Source organism: Gelatiniphilus marinus (assembly GCF_042684345.1).
GTDB classification, from domain to species: Bacteria; Bacteroidota; Bacteroidia; order Flavobacteriales; family Flavobacteriaceae; genus Gelatiniphilus; species Gelatiniphilus marinus.
The window spans coordinates 1,168,498-1,189,431 of sequence record NZ_JBHULK010000001.1 but is presented as its reverse complement, the minus strand read 5'-3'; the positions used below and the strand labels follow the sequence as shown (position 1 = coordinate 1,189,431).

General features: G+C 36.1%; 16 protein-coding genes. 12 read left to right on the top strand and 4 right to left on the bottom strand.

The genetic code is table 11. From position 1 onward, the window contains the following. Positions 1-62: 62 nt before the first annotated feature. The 3 genes from ACFSQS_RS05000 to ACFSQS_RS04990 all read left to right on the top strand — a co-directional run bounded on the left by ACFSQS_RS05000 (position 63) and on the right by ACFSQS_RS04990 (position 3,677). Positions 63-929, top strand: coding sequence for a BadF/BadG/BcrA/BcrD ATPase family protein (locus ACFSQS_RS05000; RefSeq protein WP_388015025.1), 867 nt, complete (start codon positions 63-65; stop codon positions 927-929). A gap of 19 nt (positions 930-948) precedes the next feature. Then, positions 949-2,181 carry an ATP-binding cassette domain-containing protein gene (locus ACFSQS_RS04995; RefSeq protein ID WP_388015022.1) on the top strand — a complete coding sequence of 411 codons (1,233 nt, stop codon included), beginning with the start codon at positions 949-951 and terminating at the stop codon, positions 2,179-2,181. An 80-nt stretch (positions 2,182-2,261) separates the two neighbouring features. Continuing rightward, on the top strand, positions 2,262-3,677 hold the full coding sequence (locus tag ACFSQS_RS04990; protein ID WP_388015019.1) for a response regulator: 1,416 nt from the start codon (positions 2,262-2,264) through the stop codon (positions 3,675-3,677). Positions 3,678-3,851: 174 nt separating this feature from the next. On the opposite strand, the gene ACFSQS_RS04985 is transcribed toward ACFSQS_RS04990, so the two are convergent. Both ACFSQS_RS04985 and ACFSQS_RS04980 read right to left on the bottom strand, forming a co-directional pair. After that, positions 3,852-4,232 carry a RidA family protein gene (locus ACFSQS_RS04985; protein WP_388015016.1) on the bottom strand — a complete coding sequence of 127 codons (381 nt, stop codon included), beginning with the start codon at positions 4,230-4,232 and terminating at the stop codon, positions 3,852-3,854. Between the two features lie 110 nt (positions 4,233-4,342). Beyond that, positions 4,343-7,129 (bottom strand): putative LPS assembly protein LptD, encoded by a 2,787-nt coding sequence (locus tag ACFSQS_RS04980; protein WP_388015013.1) that lies wholly within the window; start codon positions 7,127-7,129, stop codon positions 4,343-4,345. 113 nt (positions 7,130-7,242) lie between these two features. Between ACFSQS_RS04980 and ACFSQS_RS04975 the strand changes: the two genes are divergently transcribed. From ACFSQS_RS04975 to bshA, 9 genes are all read left to right on the top strand, one after another. Then, positions 7,243-8,370, top strand: coding sequence for an N-acetylmuramoyl-L-alanine amidase family protein (locus ACFSQS_RS04975; protein ID WP_388015010.1), 1,128 nt, complete (start codon positions 7,243-7,245; stop codon positions 8,368-8,370). A 51-nt stretch (positions 8,371-8,421) separates the two neighbouring features. Beyond that, positions 8,422-9,384: an MlaD family protein gene (locus tag ACFSQS_RS04970; protein WP_388015007.1), complete on the top strand. Its 963-nt coding sequence runs from the start codon at positions 8,422-8,424 to the stop codon at positions 9,382-9,384. 12 nt (positions 9,385-9,396) lie between these two features. Next, a complete protein-coding gene (locus tag ACFSQS_RS04965) occupies positions 9,397-10,704 on the top strand; it encodes a 4Fe-4S dicluster domain-containing protein (RefSeq protein WP_388015004.1) in 1,308 nt (435 codons plus the stop codon). Positions 10,705-10,711: 7 nt separating this feature from the next. Then, positions 10,712-11,383, top strand: coding sequence for a hypothetical protein (locus ACFSQS_RS04960; protein WP_388015001.1), 672 nt, complete (start codon positions 10,712-10,714; stop codon positions 11,381-11,383). A gap of 171 nt (positions 11,384-11,554) precedes the next feature. After that, positions 11,555-12,346, top strand: coding sequence for a (Fe-S)-binding protein (locus ACFSQS_RS04955; protein ID WP_388014998.1), 792 nt, complete (start codon positions 11,555-11,557; stop codon positions 12,344-12,346). Positions 12,347-12,449: 103 nt separating this feature from the next. Next, positions 12,450-12,935 carry an ABC transporter ATPase gene (locus ACFSQS_RS04950; protein ID WP_388014995.1) on the top strand — a complete coding sequence of 162 codons (486 nt, stop codon included), beginning with the start codon at positions 12,450-12,452 and terminating at the stop codon, positions 12,933-12,935. A gap of 245 nt (positions 12,936-13,180) precedes the next feature. Beyond that, positions 13,181-14,404 carry a phosphoserine phosphatase SerB gene (gene serB / locus ACFSQS_RS04945; protein WP_388014992.1) on the top strand — a complete coding sequence of 408 codons (1,224 nt, stop codon included), beginning with the start codon at positions 13,181-13,183 and terminating at the stop codon, positions 14,402-14,404. A gap of 197 nt (positions 14,405-14,601) precedes the next feature. Further along, positions 14,602-17,520: a glycoside hydrolase family 3 N-terminal domain-containing protein gene (locus ACFSQS_RS04940; RefSeq protein ID WP_388014990.1), complete on the top strand. Its 2,919-nt coding sequence runs from the start codon at positions 14,602-14,604 to the stop codon at positions 17,518-17,520. Between the two features lie 81 nt (positions 17,521-17,601). Further along, positions 17,602-18,738, top strand: a complete 1,137-nt coding sequence (bshA, locus tag ACFSQS_RS04935) for an N-acetyl-alpha-D-glucosaminyl L-malate synthase BshA (protein WP_388014987.1) — start codon at positions 17,602-17,604, stop codon at positions 18,736-18,738. Between the two features lie 3 nt (positions 18,739-18,741). Here bshA and ACFSQS_RS04930 read toward each other — a convergent pair whose 3' ends face one another. Both ACFSQS_RS04930 and ACFSQS_RS04925 read right to left on the bottom strand, forming a co-directional pair. Next, a complete protein-coding gene (locus ACFSQS_RS04930) occupies positions 18,742-20,310 on the bottom strand; it encodes a hypothetical protein (protein ID WP_388014984.1) in 1,569 nt (522 codons plus the stop codon). 290 nt (positions 20,311-20,600) lie between these two features. After that, positions 20,601-20,915 (bottom strand): hypothetical protein, encoded by a 315-nt coding sequence (locus ACFSQS_RS04925; protein ID WP_388014981.1) that lies wholly within the window; start codon positions 20,913-20,915, stop codon positions 20,601-20,603. Between the last annotated feature and the right edge of the window lie 19 nt (positions 20,916-20,934).

The following is a 20,934-nucleotide window of genomic DNA, read 5'->3' as shown; positions in this document are numbered from 1 at the left end:
TAATCCGCAGAATTATCGTTTGCAAACCTATTGATTCTGCGGATTTCTTTTACATTTAACTTATGATTTTAATTGTTGATAGTGGTTCTACAAAGTCTGATTGGATTGCTGTAGATAGTAACGGAAATAGATTGCTGGAAAAAATACGTACTAAAGGATTAAATCCTGCAATACTACCAGAAAAAAAACTAAAAAAAATAATTAAAAAAAACGAAGATTTAAAAGCTAACAGAGAACAGGTTACGCATATATTCTTTTACGGCGCCGGCTGTGGTACAGAGAAACCCACTGCACTCTTAAAAAGCATCTTGGAAGAAATATTTGTAAATGCCACAGTTGAGGTTAACGAAGACACCATGGCTGCCGTTTATGCCACCATTAACAGCATAGATGAAGCCGCTGTAGTTTGTATCTTGGGCACCGGATCTAACTGCAGCTACTACGATGGCAAAATTGAGCACAAACGTGTAAAATCCCTTGGCTATTCTATTATGGACGATGCCTCGGGCAATTACTACGGGCGCCAATTAATAAGAGATTATTATTTTAACCACATGCCAGAAAATGTTAAAATCGCTTTTGAAACCAAGTTTAATGTTGAAGACGATTACATAAAACACAACCTTTACAAGCAACCAAACCCCAACGCATATTTGGCAAGTTTTGCAGAGTTTATGTTTCTGCACAAAGACTCAGAATACATAATTAACCTTATAAAAAAAGGCATACGTTTGTTTACAACCAATATGATTATGCAATATAAAGAAGAACTTAAATCGGTTCCTGTACATTTTGCGGGTTCTATTGCCTTTTTCGCTAAAAACGAAATTATAGAGGTTGCCCAAGAAATGGGTTTTAGGGTTGGTAATTTCGAGCGCAGGCCCATAGATGGCTTAGTGGCATTCCATACCAAAAATTTAAAAAACTAATCTATAAAAAACATAGTTTTTGCCAGAACACCTAGCTTTTTATATTTCCAACACCGATAATAAAAACCTGCTTATTAAGCGCATTGTATCTAAAAACTTAATAGGAAAAAGCGCTGATTTAAAAGGTGCTGTGTTTTCAAAAAAAACGCTAGATAAATTTATAGACGAAGAAGTGCGCCATGGTAATTTCAATGTGGCAACCACTACAAGCAACAGTTTGTTGCACTCCTCTGAGGGCGAACGTAAAAAAGCCTTGTTGCAGCACCTTATTTCTAAAAACCCAGATTATATTATAGTAGATAATGTCTTTGGTAATTTAGATGCTAAAGCCCAAAAAGATATTGAAAAAACACTAACACGTTTAAGCCAAAATATATCAATAATTCAAATTTCTAATAGGAAAAAAGATATATTGCCTTTTATATATCAGCCTTTTAAATTAGAAAATAACAGTCCTGTTTTGTGTAAAAAAACAGAAGTGTTAAAAAATGATGAAACAAAAAATTTCGTACCAAGTTTACCAAAACCATACACTATAAATAATAATAAATACGATTCGCTAATAAAGTTCAAAAATGTTACAGTGAGTTATGGCGACCGAACGATTGTAAACAATATAACTTGGGAAATTAAACCTGGCGAATTTTGGCAATTAACAGGACCGAACGGCTCCGGAAAAAGCACCCTTTTAAGTCTTGTTTCTGGAGATAATCCAAAAGCATACAACCAAGACATTACCTTATTTGGCATAAAAAAAGGAAGCGGGGAAAGTGTATGGGACATCAAAAGAAAAATCGGTTATTTTTCGTCCGAGCATTTAAGAGGTTTCGAGCGTTTACAGGCCATAGAAAAAATGATTGTTTCTGGTTTTTACGATTCTATTGGGCTGTATAAAATACCAAACGAAAGGCAAATAGCATTGGCGCACCAATGGCTAAAATTGCTAAATATGTATCCTATAAAAGATAAAAGTTTTTTAAGCTTATCTGTGGGGCACCAACGTTTGGTATTAATAGCCAGAGCCATGGTTAAACATCCGCCATTGTTAATATTAGACGAGCCAACCAATGGTCTGGACGATAGGGATGCGGCCTTGTTTTGCAAACTTGTAAACAAAATAGCACTAGAAAGCCAAACCGCTATTTTATACGTGTCGCACAGAAAAGAAGAAAGCTTAATAAACCCCGATTTTATATTCGATTTACAACCCCAAAAAACAGGATCTATAGGTACAGTACACAAAACTTCTTAAAAATTTATAGAAATACTAATTTGTAAGTTATATCTTTGGTATTAGTACATTTTAAATTTACTTTATCTTAATCGCTGTTCATGCCCATTTTTAAAAAACAAATAAAACCCAACCAAGCAAAAATTGTATTATTTATTTTTGTTTGCATCGCATTTGCAGCAATTTTTTTTGTAGGCTTTAATTATATAGAAGATATAACGGTACTACAAAGTTTAGCCTATTTGCTGGCCATTTTAATATTGGTACTGGTGGTTATTGCATTTCAGTTTTTTAAAACTCAATACGCTAACGATATTGAAGTGCAAAACCTAAGCAATCTTACCACCGATTTAAAGCAAAAATTAAGCAGCGCATTAGATACGGCCGATTACAAATCGATTTATTTGGCCAATATGAGCTATGAAATAAGAACGCCTTTAAATACCGTACTGGGCATGCTAAATATGTTAAATCAGACCAATTTAGATGCCGACCAAAAGGCACAAGTTGAGATTGCAGAGTATTCTTCAGAGCATTTGTTGCAGTTGGTAAACATGATTATTGATAACGCTAAAGTTGACGACGGCGAAGTCGAATTGAATTTGGCCGCAATAAATCTAAAATCCGATTTATCCAGACTCATAAAGGTTTTTGAGTATCAAGCTTGGGAAAAAGGACTGGAACTAGATTTTGAATTTTTGTTTGAAGACGATAATAAATTTTACCTTTTAGCAGATATCGCCAAAATACAGCAAGTATTAATTAACCTAATTAACAATGCCATTAAGTTTACCAATTTCGGTAAAATTACAATAATTATAGACCAAACAGTTGGTATAGATGAAGACCAAATAGTTACTTTTTATGTTAAAGATACCGGTGTTGGCATGCGAGCCCATCAAGTTAAAAAAATTCTTAATACTTCGGGTAAAACCAATGTTTCCAAATTCCAGGATTTTAGAGGTGGCGGGTATGGGCTTTCCATTACCAAAAATTTGGTAAAATTAATGGGCGGTGAGCTTAAGGTTGAAAGTAAGGAAAATAAAGGCTCAACATTTTACTTTAGCCTACAACTTAAAAGGACATTAAACCTACAAGCTCCTATTGCAAAATTAAAACCCGCGTTGCTCAATAAATTTAATGTGCTTGTTGCCGAGGATAATAGGATGAACCAAAAAGTGATTAAATTTTTGTTAGAGCAACAAGGTGCCGATTGTACGTTTGCCAAAAACGGATTGGAAGCTGTAGATTTGTATGAAATACTAGATTTCGATATGGTATTTATGGATATTTACATGCCCGATTTGGATGGGTACCAAGCCACAGAAAAAATTAAGCACAGTAAAAAATATACCCAACGAAAAACCCCTATAATAGCAGTCTCTGCAAGTGCTTTTGATGAGGATATAGAAAATGCAAAACTGGCAGGTATCGATGATTTTTTAGCAAAACCCATTGAAGTAGAAAAGCTAAAAGAACTACTTGTAAAATACGCTTCAATTAATGAGCCAGCATAATCTCTACGAACAATCGTTTTTGCTAGGTTACTAATTTTGCACCATGCAGTCCCGAAAGTTATCGAGATTGTTTTAGCACCTTATAAACATGAGGTCAAAAAAATCTTTTAATAAGACCTTGAAACAAGTTCTAGGGTAAAGAGCATTATAAGATTGTTAGCGGGCAATCAATAATTACTTTACCGCAATCATGCTAATCTCAACATTTACATCTTTTGGTAATCTGGCAACTTCAACGGTTTCGCGAGCTGGTGCTGAGGCATCATTAAAATAGCTTCCGTAAACCGCGTTTATTTGTCCAAAATTATCCATATCGCTAATAAATATAGAAGATTTTATAACGTTATCAAAAGTCATATCAGCAGCTTTTAATACCGCTTTCATGTTTTCCATAACCTGTTTGGTTTCGGTTTCAATATCATCTAAAACAAGTGCTCCGGTTTCTGGGTTAAATGCTATTTGCCCTGAAGTGTATAGGGTGTTTCCGCTTAAAACGGCTTGATTGTAAGGCCCAATAGGAGCCGGCGCATCTGTTGTGGTAATAATTTTTTTCATCAATTTATGGTTTTTTTATTCCCTCGCAGGAGAGAATCTCATTGTTATTTATTTCTGTAACATGTGCTAAACTTGTTTCAGTAAAGCAAAAAAATAATTATTCAATTCATTTAAAGTTGCTGGTCTGGTTGCCTGCGTTTTTCGTATTTCAGGTCCTTTAAGATATTCGATTTTATCCCGATAAAGAAATTCCACGAAGCCCTGGTGCTAAAGGGTACCCAACTAAAATTCATGCGCCAACTTAGTAAATCGCGCTCAAAACGCAGTTGGGTATAAGTAAAACCTTTGTTTTTTAAATCGTAACCCGATGATGCGCCAACAGACCATTTAGGCGATAAATCTATGTTGCCAGAAAACATAAGCGAGTGAGACGATATCTCATTCTGCCTTCGTGTGTTCGAATAGTTTACGGCATAAGCCAAACGCAAATCCCAGGGTATTTTAAAGTTGTAAAAGGCACTGGGTTCTTCGTCTTTTTTATTTTTGCCATCGTCTGCGTTGGGCCTCGAAAAATCATCGGGTACTCCAAATAAATCATCGTCTCTACCACCGCTACGCAGGTTTTCTTCTACGGCACTGTTTTTGTCTCGGTCTTTGTCGCCATCTTTTTTACCGCCAGAAAGCGAATAGCTGGCCGTTAAGTTGGCACTGGTTAATCTAAACAGGCTGCCACCATTATTAATATTAAACTTATCTATTCTATTATTGTTATTATCTAAAGCATAAGGGTCTAGGGTAGCGCCAAAGTTTACACTTAATTTATTATCGAACAACTGCGTGCCGCCACTCATTCGCACGGGGCTCCATTGCAGCGAGTCGCCCGCAAAATTGTACGAAGTAGAAAAGTTAAGGTTATTTAGTAAAACCACTTTTTTAGGCTCTGCTACGGTACTGTCTTTATCGCGCATTTTAGCTTCAAAATTATTGGCAATAGATATGCCCATGGAGCTGGAGAAGTTTTTGTTGGGCGTGCCAAAAAGCCCTTGCTCGAAACGCGAGTATTCCAAATTGTTTTCGTTTTGTATATTTTCAATATCGGCAGCGGTCAACCCATCGGCGTTAATAACTTCGGCAGTTTCGTAATATTTATCGAAAGCGGGATTGATATTATAACTAATTGAAGGCCGAATAACATGCCGAATAGCATGTATTTTAGGGTTTTCGCCGTCTTTTTTAAAGTTGAACATGCCGTAAAGCGTAGTGCCCAAACTGGTACTGAAACCATAGGTTCTAAACGCATCGAAACCATTTACGGTTTCGGTAATCACTTTATCGGTTAAATTATCGTAAACCTTGTCAATGGTTTTAAAAGTCCATGTTTCATTAAAATTTGCCGATGTGCTTAAGCTAAAATGTTTAAATAACTTAAAGTTGGTGCTAACCGGAATGGTATGTTGGAAACCGGCCTTGGCATCGTCGAACATTTCCTTTTTAAAGAATAATGAATCGGTAGTTTGAATTCGGTTTTCACCACGAACGCTATATTGAAAATTTATATTTTGAATGATGCCTTTTTTAGATCCGTTTTTGGGCGCAAAGGGGAAAATCCTGCTTACGTTGCCTTGAAAGGTGGGGAACGTCATGTTTATTTGCTCGGTATTGGTGTTTTGAGAATGGGTTGCGGTAACGCTGTAGTTTACCGAGGGTTCGCCCTCGAAAGTTTTGGAATACGATACCGAAGACGACAAGGTGTTATTTAAAAACGCCCCCGTATTAATTTGATTTATAGATTGCCTGTAATATGTGCTACTACCCAAGTTTACCGATGCCGAAAAGCGCGAACTGGGGCTTGCTTTACTGTCTTGGCTGTGTGACCAGCGCAAGTTGTACACCGTAGATCTTCCGTAATCCGGAAAACCACGTTCGCTGGTAATCAGGTTTTCGTACCTAAACCCAACATTGCCCCTAAATCTATACCGTTTGGCATAGGTGTTTTCCAAACGTAAACCATAGCTTCCGTTGGTGTAATAATCGCCTAAAACAGCTAAATCCACATAATCGTTTATGGCAAAATAATAACCTCCGTTTTGTAAAAAATAACCGCGGTCGTTTTGCTCGCCAAAACTAGGTATTAAAACCCCCGAGGTTTGTTTTTCGCTTTGCGGAAAAAAGGCAAAAGGCACACCAATGGGTGTTGGTACATCGTAAATAAAAAGATTAGCTAAACCGGTTACTATTTTTTTGCCCGGAACTATTTTGGCTTTTCTTAACAATATGTAATATTCGGGGTCTGTTAAATCTTCGGCGGTGGTGTATTTTCCGCGGTGAATAAAATAAACCGAATCGTTTTCTTTTTTTGTAAGTTGGGCAATAACGGTGCCACCGGATTGTTCGGTTTTAGAGTTGTAAATTAGCGCTTTTTCGGTTTGGGTATTAAAAACAATCGAATCGGGTTCAACTATATTTTGACCTTGTGTAAATACAGGTGCTTGGGTATAGCTGCCAACAGAATCTAAAATACCTTTGGCATAAACCGTATTGGTGCTGTAATCTATAACAATACTGCCCGATTTAATATTAATGTCGCCATAGTCTATTTCGGCATCATTGTATAAATATAGTTTTTGCTTTTTTTGATTGAACGAGGTATAGTCCGTAGCCCTGTACCTTACAACATGCTCTAAGGTTTCTTTTTTGGGTTTAACAGAATCTGTAGCTGTTGTGTCTTGTGCTTTTTCAGATGGGGCTTCTATTTTAATTAAGTCTTTAGCATTAACAACCAAGCTGTCTTTAACAGTGGGTTTAATGCTGTCTGTAGGTTTCGGGATATCTTGAGCGAAGCTAAACGTGTTGATAAACACTGTAAAACTTAATGCAAAAAGTATTTTAAAGTTGTTTGTACGCAACGCTTTTAAATGTATTTTTGTAAAAGTATGGCTCGGTTTTTGAAATGCCAAAATTACATATATTTTTCTGTGATAGTTTATTATTCAACAGAAAAAAAATAAAATTAAAAACAGACCTAACTTGATAGTATAATAAATCAAGATTTTTAGCCGTTAAAACCCTTATGAAAACGTCCAGAATATTACTTTTCGTATCTTTTATAATAGTATTAACATTTACTGGTTGCAATCATGTCTTTGGGCAATCTGAGGTAGAACCGTTTTTGATAATGATTGACCCTGGGCACGGTGGAAGAGATGGGGGAACACCAGGAACAGGACGCTATAAAACCACAGAAAAGCACATTGCCTTAGATGTTTCTTTGGCATTGGGGAAAATGATTGAAAGCAAATTGCCAAACGTAAAAGTGCGATATACACGAAAAAAAGACGTTTTCCCGTCTTTAAATGACAGAGCAAGAGTGGCTAATCATAGCGATGTGGACTTATTTATATCCATACATTGCAATGCACAACCCGGTAAAAGAGGAACCGCTTATGGCTCTGAAACTTATGTGTTGGGTATTACAAAAAACAAACAAAATTTAGAGGTGGCAAAACGTGAGAATTCGGTAATCTCGTTGGAAGATAATTATGAGGAAACCTACAAGGATTTCAACCCAAACTCACACGAATCTACTTTAGCTCTTATGCTTGCTCAAGAAGATTACCTAGACCATAGTATAGAATTGGCAAGCTATATTGAAAATGAGTTTAAGCATACTGCTAAACGCAAAACCAGAGGTGTAAAGCAAAATATATTTTATGTTTTGGCATATACCTATATGCCAAGTGTTTTGGTGGAATTAGGTTTTCTTACTCATAAAAAAGAGGAAGATTTTTTAAATTCCAAAAAAGGAAAAGCTGTTATGACAAAGTCATTGTTTAACGCGGTTAAAAAATATGTAAAAAACCATGCTCAAGCGGTTTCAGTATCAGAAAATAGTACAGAAACCAATAGCGGTAACCGTGAAATAACTAATGCAGATAACTTAATTTTTAAGGTTCAAATAGCGGCAAGCTCAAAATCGTTAGAAACAAAACCTTATAATTTTAAAGGATTAAACAATGTTTCCAGAGCTAAAGAAAACAATTTGTATAAATATTTTTATGGCGAAACTTCAAATTACAATACCATAAAAAAACTGGAAGAAGAAGCCAAAACCGCAGGTTTTAAAACAGGATATATTGTAGCATTTAAGAATGGTAAAAAAATATCTTTAACCGAAGCTTTAAAAACAACCGCCAATTAAGTCTGTTCTTTTTAAATTTATCTTAAATTTGTTTATCTAAACATATTTATTTTGAAGATATCAAAAGAAGTCAAAACAGCAATATTAATCATATCGGGTATTTTCCTTTTTATTTTCGGATTCAATTATCTAAAAGGGCAAAACCTGCTCGACTCTTCCCGTACCTTTTATGCCGTTTACGATAATGTTGAAGGTTTAACAGCATCAACACCAGTAACCATTAACGGTTTAATTGTTGGAAAAGTGATTAGCATAGGTTTTAAAGGAGATGGCTCTGGCAAATTATTGGTAAAACTTTTAGTGGATAACGATTTTCAGTTTTCAAAAAACAGCAAAGCGGAACTTTATGAAACCGGTTTAATAGGCGGAAAGGCCATTGCCATTGTCCCTGCCTTTGATGGTGCCGAAAACGCCGAAAAAGAGTCGTATTTACAAGGTTCGGTAAAAGCAGGATTAAGCGAATTGGTTAATCAAAAACTCACACCGTTACAAGGAAAGATTGAAAATATGATGGTGAGTGCCGATAGTTTGTTGAATAATTTAAACCAAGTTTTCGATGCGCAAACCAAAGCAAACCTAAAAAAAAGCATTGCCAGTTTAAGTGCTACAATAAATTCGTTTAAAAGCACGTCGTTATCCCTAAATCATACCATAAAGAATAACCAAGGTAAAATAGACAGCGTATTAACCAATGCCGAAAAACTAACCGGCGATTTGGCGAAAATAACACATACCATTTCAGAATCTGATTTAAAAAAGACCATAAAAAACTTAGAATCAACCCTTAAAAACTTCGATAAAATTATTGCCAATTTAGAAAACGGCGAAGGCTCAATGGGTAAATTGCTAAAAGACGAAGGTTTATACAAAAACTTAGAAGGCGCCACCCTGCAATTAGAACAGTTGTTGGAAGATATGAAGCTAAACCCAAAACGTTACGTACATTTTTCATTGTTCGGAAAAAAACCAAAACAATACGATGCCCAGGGCAACGAAATTAAACAACAAGATTAAGGCTTAAAAATTATGAACTACCTACCAAACGTACTTTTTGCAATAGTTTTAGTTATAGGTATTGGTTACTTCGCAAAAAACGTAAAAAAATTAATTCGTAATATAAAACTTGGTCAAGCGGTTAATGTTAGCGATAACAAATCGCAACGCTGGAAAAACATGACCATGATTGCGCTGGGGCAAAGTAAAATGGTGCGTCGTCCCATTGCTGGATTTCTGCACATAGTTGTTTATGTGGGCTTTATCATCATCAATATTGAAGTGTTAGAAATCATTATCGATGGCTTATTTGGCACACACAGAATTGGCTTAAAAGTATTGCCAGTATCGGTTTATGGGTTTTTAATCGGTGCTTTCGAAATATTAGCTGTTTTAGTATTTATATCGGTAATTATTTTTTGGATACGCAGAAACACTATAAAACTAGCGCGTTTCTGGAAAAACGAAATGACCAGTTGGCCAAAAAACGATGGCAATTACATTCTGTATTTCGAAATGGTGTTGATGGCACTGTTTTTAATTATGAATGCTACCGATGTTAGTTTTCAAGAATTAAACTCCGGTAACATTGTTAGTCAATTTATAGCGCCTTGGTTTGGTGGTTTATCAGAAACAACTCTTAATATTATAGAAAGAGCTGCTTGGTGGCTGCACATCATAGGTATTTTAATATTTTTAAATTACCTGTATTTTTCAAAACATCTTCACATTTTATTGGCATTCCCAAACACGTATTACGGTAAATTAAAGCCCCAGGGGCAATTTAATAACCTTGAAGCCGTAACCAAAGAAGTGCAATTAATGATGGACCCCGATGCCGACCCTTACGCAGTACCCGAAGACGACACCGAAACACCAGCAAAATTTGGTGCCAGCGATGTGCAAGATTTAAACTGGGTACAATTACTAAACGCCTACACCTGTACAGAATGCGGACGCTGCACCAGCGAATGTCCGGCAAACCAAACCGGTAAAAAACTATCGCCCCGAAAAATAATGATGGACACCCGAGACCGTTTAGAAGAAGTCGGTAAAAACATAGATGCCAATAAAGGCGAATTTAAAGACGACGGCAAACAACTACTAAACAACTATATAACAACAGAAGAACTTTGGGCATGTACATCGTGCAACGCTTGCGTAGAGGCTTGCCCCGTAAGTATCGACCCACTGTCAATCATTCTCGATATGCGCCGCTATTTGGTAATGGAGCAATCGGCGGCACCAACCGAACTCAATACCATGATGACCAATATAGAAAACAACGGCGCACCATGGCCATACAATCAAATGGACAGATTAAACTGGAAAAACCAATAAATTTATTATGCAAAAACACCTAAAAACAAAAAACGCCTTTAAGCATATTTTATATAGCCTTTTAATGCTAATCTGCCTAAATACTTTGGCGCAAACCAGCAGCAAAAACCTAAAAATCGTAGATAGTTTGGCAAACAAAATGTTTGTCGATATGAACAATAGAGACTACGATGCCATATTGGATATGATGCACCCAAAAGCCTTCAATATGGTACCCAAAGAAACCTTAAAAGAGCTTTTTAAATCTACCATCGAGGGCAACGAGGAATTCGCTATCGAAATCCCCAAAACCATTCCAAAATACAAATTATCAGAAGTATTTAAAAGCGAGAAAAACAATTTGCAGTATGCTTTTGTCTCTTACAATATGAAAATGAACATGACCTTCCATAAACAAGAATTCGACGACGAATCAAAAAAAATGATGACAAACGTAATGAAAGCCAAAGAGATGGACGTTAAGTTCATTACAAACAACAGCTTAGAAATTGTAATGAATAACAGGGTAACCATTATCCTAAGAGACGACACCACAAAAAACAAATGGGTTATGGTAAATTACGACCCCGACTCGCCATTATTCTATCAAATAGTACCCGAAGGCCTGCTAGAAGCTGCCAAAACCTACAAGCAAGATTTAATGTCAGAAAGCAAAAAGAAAACAGAAACCGATAATTAAAATAATATGGGCGTTACCCTAAAAAGGGTCGGGCTTTCCGCTATATCTTTTTTGCTTTTAATGGCAAAAAAGGATGCCGCATCAATCCCTAACGCAAAACCCAACACAAAACCATAAGCTTGCAAGATATTAAATCCCGAAGCTTTGGGAGTAGCTATTAAACTTTAAACAATGAGCGAAACAATAAAAGTACCAACCATGGCAGAATTTATGGCCCAGGGTAAACAACCCGAAGTTTTGTTTTGGGTAGGTTGCGCCGGTAGTTTTGACGATAGAGCAAAAAAAATAACCAAAGCCTTTGTAAAGCTTTTAAATAAAGCCAATGTAGAATTTGCCGTATTGGGCACCGAAGAAAGCTGCACCGGAGATCCGGCAAAACGCGCCGGAAACGAGTTTCTGTTTCAAATGCAGGCCGTAACCAATATAGAGGTTTTAAACGCCTACGAAGTAAAAAAAATAGTAACCGCTTGCCCGCATTGCTTTAATACCATAAAAAACGAATACCCAGAATTAGGTGGTAATTATACTGTAATGCACCATACACAATTCTTAAAATCTCTTTTAGAAGAAGGGCGTTTAACCATTCAGGGTGGCAAGTTTAAAGGCAAGCGCATCACCTTTCACGACCCCTGTTATTTAGGTCGCGCCAATAATGTTTACGAAGCACCACGAGAACTCATTCAAAAGTTAGAAGCAGAATTAGTTGAAATGAAAAACTGCCGCCGCAACGGATTGTGCTGTGGGGCAGGAGGCGCACAAATGTTTAAAGATGCAGAACCAGGGAACAAAGAAGTTAATATAGAACGCACCGAGCAAGCCCTCGAAATAAAACCAGAGATTATAGCAGCAGGCTGCCCATTTTGCAATACCATGATGACCGACGGCGTAAAGGCCAAGGAAAAAGAAAACGATATAGAGGTAATGGATATTGCAGAACTTATTGCCAATGCACAGGATTTGTAAGTTTATTTTATTCCTGAAAAGGCAAGAATCCAATACCTAAATTATCAAATAAAATGCTTGTGCTAAACATAGTCAAAGCATATTATAAACAATACTTAAAAACATGCTAGTAGAATTTAATACATTACCCCAAGAATCGCGTGTTTGGATTTACCAAGCCAACCGCTCGTTTACCAAACAAGAATTAGAAGAAATACAAGAAAAACTAAATGTTTTTATAGAAAACTGGACGGCACACGGTAGCGATTTGCAAGCTGGCTATACCATAAAATACAAGCGCTTTATCGTGTTGGGCTTAAATCAAAATATAGCAAAAGCTTCAGGCTGCTCTATCGATGCCTCGGTTCATTTTATCCAACAATTAGAAAAAGAATACAAGGTCGATTTAATGGATAAAATGAACGTGTCTTACAAACAAGGTGAATTTGTGGCTTACAAAACCTTAACCGATTTCAGAAAAATGGCCAAAGATAAAGCGGTTTCCAAAAACACCATTGTTTTTAATAATTTGGTAAATAATATTGCAGAATTTAAAGAAAATTGGGAAGTTCCGGCAAGCGAAAGCTGGCACAGCCGTTTTTTAAATTAAAGAGCCTTTAAATACTTTTTATAGCTTTTTTGTTTTGTGAAATCCAGATAAAAATATTGCCAATATTTACCTGCTAAAACAAAACACAAATCATTTAACCAAAAAAACAGTATTTTGTTGTGGGTTCTAAAAAGCATAACGGTATGTGGTATTCAAATAAAACAGCAAAAACTTTTATATCTCAAATAGAATAATGATTTTTACGTCCCGATTACCATCGGGATATAAAAGCTGAAAATTACATTATGACTAACGAGATTTTCCTATTAAAAATTTCAGGACAAGATAAACCTGGTTTAACCTCTGGCTTAACCGAGGTTTTAGCAAAATACGGCGCTAAAGTGTTGGATATTGGGCAAGCAAATATTCACGATACTTTATCTTTGGGTATTATGTTTGTTATCGAGCGGGGTAAAGAATCGGCACCCGTATTAAAAGATTTGCTGTTTAAATCGTACGAACTTGGTATTAAAGCTAAATTTATTCATATATCGCTCGAAGATTACGAGAAATGGGTAACCCTTCAAGGTAAAAACCGTTACATTGTAACCATTTTAGGTGAAAAACTAGCAGCCGAACAAATATCTGAAGTTACCAAAATCATTTCAGAAAAAAACTTAAATATTGATTCAATAAAACGGCTTACAGGACGCTTGTCGCTTGTAAACAAAGAAGAATATCCTAGAGCTTCAATACAGTTATCTATTCGAGGGGAAATTGGCGATAAAACAGAATTTACCGAAAAATTCATGCAAATTTCCAGGGAATTGGATGTCGATATCGCATTTCAAGAAGATAATATCTACCGCCGAAACAGGCGTTTAGTGTGTTTTGATATGGATTCTACATTGATTCAAACCGAGGTTATCGATGAATTAGCAGAATTAGCTGGCGTTGGCGAACAGGTAAAAGCCATTACAGAATCGGCAATGAACGGCGAAATAGACTTTAACGAAAGTTTTAAACGCCGTATGAAACTCTTAAAAGGTTTAAGCGAAGATGTGTTGCAAGATGTTGCAGTAAATTTACCAATCACCAAAGGGGCACGCCGATTAATAGACACCTTAAAAAGCTACGGATTTAAAACCGCTATCCTTTCGGGAGGTTTTACCTATTTTGGTCATTATTTGCAAAAAGAATTGGGTATAGATTATGTTTATGCCAACCAATTGGAAATTAAAGATGGCCACTTAACTGGCGGTTACCTTGGCGAGATTGTAGATGGTAATAAAAAAGCCGAATACCTAAAGGACATCGCAAAAAAAGAAGGCATAGATATTAGCCAGACCATAGCAGTTGGCGACGGAGCAAACGATTTGCAAATGCTTAACCTCGCTGGCTTGGGCATTGCTTTTCATGCCAAACCAAAGGTAAAAGATAACGCGCAGAGTGCAATATCTAGCATAGGTTTAGATGGCGTTTTGTATTTGTTGGGCTACCACGATAGGCATATCGATTTGTTAGAGTAGCACAATCATTATATTTGTGTATAATGGCATTACAATTTTGGTTTTTTGGCGAATTTTAACGCATCATGGGTTTTCCGTGAGGTAGTATATTTATAATTCTATCTTAAAGTCTTTTTTTCTTCTTTTTAAAAGTAGTAATTTGGCACAGTTTTTCTGCCGAAATATTTTTCTGCTATTAATCAAAATTAACCTGTTATATGCGTCATTTAGTACTCTCAATACTTACATTTTTTATCGTAATCTTTACCTTTGGTCAAACCACCTCAAACCCTTTATTACATGAAAATGCAGAAGCACAGCAAAAATGGGTAGATAGTGTATATAGCTCTTTAACCCTAAAAGAAAAAATTGGGCAGTTGTACATGATCATGGTTTTTACCAATCAAGATAAAAAAGCCATTGATGCCAATGTAAAGCTTATTCAAGATCATAAATTGGGAGGTGTTATCTATTCCCTTGGTGGTCCGGTAAAACAAGCCAAATTAAACAATATGCTGCAAGCTACGGCTAAAGTGCCGCTTTTGGTTGGTATGGATGCCGAATGGGGATTGGGCATGCGACTAGATTCTACCTATTCCTTTCCTTGGAACATGACACTTGGTGCCATAAAAAACAACACCCTAGTTAAACAAGCCGGAAAGCATATTGGCGAACATTGTAAACGATTGGGCGTACATTTTAATTTCGCCCCTGTGGTAGATATTAACACCAACCCCAAAAACCCCATTATTGGCAACCGCTCCTTTGGGGAAGATAGAGATAATGTAACCGCTAAAGCTTTGGCCTTTATGGAAGGTATGCAAAATGCCGGTGTTTTGGCCAACGCAAAACATTTTCCTGGGCATGGCGATACAGACCAAGATTCGCACAAAACCCTGCCAACCATTAATTTTAGCAAAAAACGAATAGATTCTGTTGAGTTGTATCCCTATAAAAAACTAATTAACAAAGGACTTTCCAGTGTTATGGTGGCGCATTTAAACGTGCCTAGTTTAGAGTCGCGCTCCGGGTATCCCTCATCATTATCAAAACATATTGTTACAGATATTTTAAAGGAACGTTTAGGTTTTGAAGGCCTTATATTTACCGATGCTTTAAATATGAAAGGCGCCTCGGATTTTGATGAATCGGGAGCCATAGATTTAGCGGCATTTAAAGCCGGTAACGATGTTTTGTTAATTTCTGAAGATGTTCCAAAGGGCATTTCAAAAATAGCAAAAGCCTATGAAAAAGGCGAGATTACCGAGGCGCGTTTGGCACATTCGGTTAAAAAAGTGCTTCAGGCCAAATACAAAGTAGGATTGCACAACTACAAACCCATCGGGCTCCATAATTTAAACAAAGATTTAAATAGAATTCAAGACGATGTATTGTACGAAGACCTAATTGAAGATGCCATAACCATAGTAAAAAACAAAAACAATTTGTTGCCTTTACGACAACTGGAAACAAAAGCCATAGCTTATGTAAAAATGGGAGACGATAGTGGTAAACCGTTTTTTAACGAACTAAAAAAATACACAAAAGTACATGCCATTGAAGCTGAAAAGTTAGATGATTTAATAAAAAAATTACAACCCTACAATACGGTTGTGGTAGGTTTACACCGCTCTAACGATAACCCTTGGAAACCTTATAAATTTACCGATAAAGAGTTGGTTTGGCTGCACGAAATAGCCAGAACACATACCGTAATATTAGATGTTTTTGTAAAACCCTATGCGCTTTCAGATTTAAAAACCATCGAAAATATTGAAAGTATCGTAGTGAGTTATCAAAATAGCGAAATTGCGCAACAAAAATCGGCTCAAATTATATTTGGTGCTATCGCCGCAAAAGGCGCATTGCCAGTATCTGCAGGCGAATTTTTTAAAGTAGGAGATGGCATTAATACCTTTTCAATAAAACGATTGGGATATTCCACTCCAGAGCGTGTGGGGATGAATTCGTTAAAATTAAATAAAATAGATGCCGTAGCTCAAATGGCGGTTGACTCGATGATGACTCCGGGAATTCAACTCTTGGTGGCAAGACACGGTAAAGTAATTTACAATAAAAACTTTGGAAAACACACCTATAAAGGCAAAGAAAAAGTAGCTTTTGATGATGTTTACGATGTCGCCTCACTAACAAAAATATTGGCAACATTACCCATTCTTATGCAAATGGTAGAGCAAGGATTGGTGTCTTTAGATAGTAAACTATCTGAGATTTTACCAGAGTACAAAAAATCAAACAAAAAAGACATAACCATTAAAAAAATGCTATCCCATTATGCCCGCTTAAGACCATGGGAACCCTTTTACTATAAAACACTCGATTCGGTTACAAAACGCCCAAGCTCCAAATATTATCGAAAAACCAAAAGCGACAAATTTAATATTGAAGTGTCTAAAAATTTGTTTTTACGAACCGATTACAAAGATTCTATAAATAGTATTATTAAAGATTCTCAACTGTTAGATAGACTGCGATACCGTTACAGCGATTTCCCCTATTATATTTTAAAGAAATTTATTGAAAAACATTACAACAAAGGCTTAGACGAAATCGTGCAAGATCATTTTTATAAACCCTTAGGAGCCAATTACACCCTGTACAATCCGTACCATAAAATAAGCAACAAAAAAATTGTTCCAACTGAAATTGACGACTACTATCGCTACCAAAAAGTACATGGTTTTGTACACGATATGGGAGCCGCTATGCAAAATGGAGTGGGCGGTCATGCCGGTGTGTTTAGTAATGCCAACGATGTTGCAAAGATTATGCAAATGTACCTGCAAAAAGGCTTTTACGGTGGTAAGCGGTACCTAAAACCAGAAACCGTTAATAGGTTTAATACCTGCTATTTTTGTGAAGATGATAATAGAAGAGGTGTTGGTTTCGATAAACCCCAATTGGGCGAAGAAGGGCCAACTTGTGGTTGCATTTCTATGACCAGTTTTGGGCATTCCGGGTTTACCGGAACTTATACTTGGGCAGACCCCGAAGAAGAGATTATTTATGTGTTTTTGGCAAATAGAACCTATCCAAGAGCAGGTAAAAATATTTTGCTGAAAAAGAATATAAGAACAGATATACAACGTTTAATTTACGAAGCGATTGAAGATTAAATAATCCTGCAAGGGTTTTAATAACTTTGTAGGTATAAACAAGAGATTCCCGTCTGCGCGGGAATTAAAAAACAGGAGTTAATGAAAATAGGCATTGTTTGTTACCCAACATTTGGCGGTAGTGGCGTTGTGGCCACAGAGCTTGGTTTAGAGCTTTCTAAACGCGGGCACGAAATTCATTTTATTACTTATAAGCAACCCGTTAGATTGGAGTTGTTAAATAACAAGGTGCATTACCACGAAGTAAATGTGCCAGAATATCCCTTGTTTCATTATCAACCTTACGAGCTTGCATTATCAAGTAAATTAGTAGATATGGTTAAGCTTCATAAAATAGAAATTCTACATGTACATTATGCCATTCCGCATGCTTATGCGGCATATATGGCCAAAAAAATGCTTATCGAAGAAAATATTTACGTGCCAATTGTAACCACATTGCACGGTACCGATATCACGCTTGTAGGCAGCCATCCGTTTTATAAACCCGCGGTTACTTTCAGCATTAATAAATCGGATGCCGTAACAGCGGTATCCAAAAGTTTAAAAGAAGATACTTTGCGCTTATTCGATATTAAAAATGAAATACATGTTGTTTCCAATTTTATTGATTTAAGTAAATACAAACAGAATTTTACCGATTGCCAACGTAGTATGATGGCAGATAATGATGAAAAGATAATTACCCATATTAGTAATTTACGGCCAGTAAAGCGTATTGAAGATGTTATTACTGTTTTTTATAACATTCAAAAAGAACTGCCAGCAAAATTAATGCTGGTTGGCGAAGGGCCAGTGCGGGAGAAAATGGATTGTCTATGCCAAGAATTAGGTATTTCCGATAAGGTAGTTTTCTTCGGAAAAAGCAACGAGATACATAAGATCCTTTGTTTTAGCGACTTGTTTCTGTTGCCATCTCAAACCGAGAGTTTTGGTTTAGCAGCACTAGAAGCCATGGCCTCTGGTGTGCCGGTAATTTCTAGTAATGCAGGAGGCATACCAGAAGTTAACGTACATGGTGTTTCTGGGTATTTAAGCAATGTGGGCGATGTGGACGATATGGCCAAAAACGCATTACATATTTTAAGTGATGAAACTAGGTTAAAAACCTTTAAAAACAACGCCAGAAAAGAATCGTTTAAATACGATTTGCATAGCATTGTACCTCAGTACGAAAAAATTTACCAAGACACCTTGGCAAAATGTATGGTGCTGTAATTTTTAATCTTCCTCTGGAAATATTATATGTTGATAGGCGCCTAAATCTGGAGAGGTGGTTCTGTTTACATTTAAAATATCGGTAGGTACTTGACTTGAAAAAGCCACATTTCCTTTATTAATAGCGGCAGATTCATCGCCAATTAATAGTTGGTTTAGTGCCGTATCTTTAAAGTTAGGGTTTTCGTTAAATATGTTGTTTTCGTAATGGTTAATATTGTTTAAATCGTAATTGGCCCCTGTAAAGTTGTTGTTGTTATCTTCAAAACGGATTAAGCAATTGGTAAACTTAAAGTTAAACACCACTGATGTGTCTTCAATTTCATCTAACAAAATCTCCGGATTATCATTGCCGTAAATAATGCAATTGTTAAAATTGGCTTCGGTTAAATCTGCAATAATAGCATTATTGTCTTGGTCTGTTACAAAATTGTTGAGTAAAACAGAAGGGAATTGCCTAAAGCCAGCATCCCAATAATTGGCAATAGTACAATGCGTAAAGTTATATTTTCCGCCTAAAGTTCCTGCAAACGAAGATTGGCCAGCATTGTTTACAACCACATTTTCTGCGGTTATTGAGGTGTTGCGCCCAAGAATGCCAAAATTGCTGGAATTGTAAATTTGGGAATTGGTAATTTTTAGTTTTTGGGTAGCTGCGTTTGGGTTGCCATCGCTTAAAATACCAACGCTTGCATTTTTAATTGTTGCGTAGTTTATGGTGTTATTTATGCTGCCATCTATCAACCAAATAGTGCCCCATTGCCCTGGTGTATCAGAGAAATTGGGTTCTAATCTATCGCCTTCAAAAACAACTTCATTTTCTAATACATCTTGGTCGTTACTATATGTGCCATTAACATTTATTGTTGCACCGTCAGAAACTATTAACCCGGAATTTGAATGAAAGTGTAATCGTGCGCCAGCATTTACGGTTAGTGTTTCGCCGTTTGGTACTGCGGCAAACCCGTAAATAACATAGGGTTTTTCGTTTGTAAAAGTGAGTTCTGTGGGCAATAATTCGCGACCTTGTAATTCGGTTTCAATTAATTCGCCACCAATGTTAAGCGTTAGTTTTTCAATAACTTTTGTGGTGTTATCTCTATTGGGATAAATAAAAACGGCATCTTGAACAAGCGTTACAAGTTCTACTTTTTGCAAGTTTGAATTGGAATCGAATTCAATTTGATCGGTATATAAATACTTGCCGTTGGGGTTTGGGAAGTTGTTAATATCTATGGTGGTTTCAACAAAAATAAATAAACTGTCTTTAGCTAAAACCTGAATGTTTTCAAATGTTTTTCCAGAAATGCCATCAATATTCAGTCTGTAATTAGATGCGTTGCCCAAACCCAATTTAATACTGGGTATTACAATATCATCATCACTTTTATTGTAAACCTTTAAATTATAAGTGCTAGAGCCAATATTGGTAAATACGGTGTCTAAATACACAGTGTCTTTAGAAAATTGAAGGGTTCCGGTACTAGGCGAAAATTCAAAATCTTTACGGCAAGAACTCCAAAGCATTAAAAAACAAATGGTACATATAAAATAAAGAATATTGCGTTTCATAAATTGAGTTGAAGAATATAAATAACAGTAAAAATAGATAATTATACTTTAAGCGTTAAAAATATAACTTTTGAATATATGAATTAGTATAATGTTTCATGTTTTTCGTAAAATGAGTATATCTAAGAGATACTGAAAAAAATAAATCCTTGCGTTATTTACAAGGATTTTTTGTTGAGAAAGAAGAATTGTCCAGAACATATTATTTCCTGTTATAGAGTGTTTTTTGAAAGTTTATGTTTTTAATGCCATAACTAACTTGTTTTTAAGAAAATTTGTAAAAAATATAATTAATCGAAGTGCTTTTTTAAAACACTTTTGGAAGCTGCTACACCAATATTGTAAAGTTCTTTTCTGTTTTCGGCATTGCTCATTTCAATTAAACTTTCAACATCTTTATTGTTAAACGTTTTTCCTAAGTCTAATCCATTTAAGTCATTTTCGGTAATTGGGAAGTTGTATCTCAAATATTTAATTAGTGCTTTGTTACCTATAAAATCATCTTTTAACGATTCGATTTCCATATCAATGTATTGCGCAGTAGGCGAGTTTGAAAGCCATTGCAAAATAATCTGGTTTTGCCAACTTGCATCTTGCATTAGCATATTAGGAATATTTTCCGCC

Excerpts from the sequence above, each read along its gene's own strand:
- ACFSQS_RS04950 (WP_388014995.1), top strand. The coding sequence starts at position 12,450 with ATGCTAGTAGAATTTAATACATTACCCCAAGAATCGCGTGTTTGGATT.
- ACFSQS_RS04940 (WP_388014990.1), top strand. The coding sequence starts at position 14,602 with ATGCGTCATTTAGTACTCTCAATACTTACATTTTTTATCGTAATCTTT.
- ACFSQS_RS04965 (WP_388015004.1), top strand. The coding sequence starts at position 9,397 with ATGAACTACCTACCAAACGTACTTTTTGCAATAGTTTTAGTTATAGGT.
- ACFSQS_RS04925 (WP_388014981.1), bottom strand. The coding sequence starts at position 20,915 with ATGCTAATGCAAGATGCAAGTTGGCAAAACCAGATTATTTTGCAATGG.
- ACFSQS_RS04930 (WP_388014984.1), bottom strand. The coding sequence starts at position 20,310 with ATGAAACGCAATATTCTTTATTTTATATGTACCATTTGTTTTTTAATG.
- bshA (WP_388014987.1), top strand. The coding sequence starts at position 17,602 with ATGAAAATAGGCATTGTTTGTTACCCAACATTTGGCGGTAGTGGCGTT.
- ACFSQS_RS04955 (WP_388014998.1), top strand. The coding sequence starts at position 11,555 with ATGAGCGAAACAATAAAAGTACCAACCATGGCAGAATTTATGGCCCAG.
- ACFSQS_RS04975 (WP_388015010.1), top strand. The coding sequence starts at position 7,243 with ATGAAAACGTCCAGAATATTACTTTTCGTATCTTTTATAATAGTATTA.
- ACFSQS_RS04960 (WP_388015001.1), top strand. The coding sequence starts at position 10,712 with ATGCAAAAACACCTAAAAACAAAAAACGCCTTTAAGCATATTTTATAT.
- ACFSQS_RS04985 (WP_388015016.1), bottom strand. The coding sequence starts at position 4,232 with ATGAAAAAAATTATTACCACAACAGATGCGCCGGCTCCTATTGGGCCT.
- serB (WP_388014992.1), top strand. The coding sequence starts at position 13,181 with ATGACTAACGAGATTTTCCTATTAAAAATTTCAGGACAAGATAAACCT.
- ACFSQS_RS04990 (WP_388015019.1), top strand. The coding sequence starts at position 2,262 with ATGCCCATTTTTAAAAAACAAATAAAACCCAACCAAGCAAAAATTGTA.
- ACFSQS_RS05000 (WP_388015025.1), top strand. The coding sequence starts at position 63 with ATGATTTTAATTGTTGATAGTGGTTCTACAAAGTCTGATTGGATTGCT.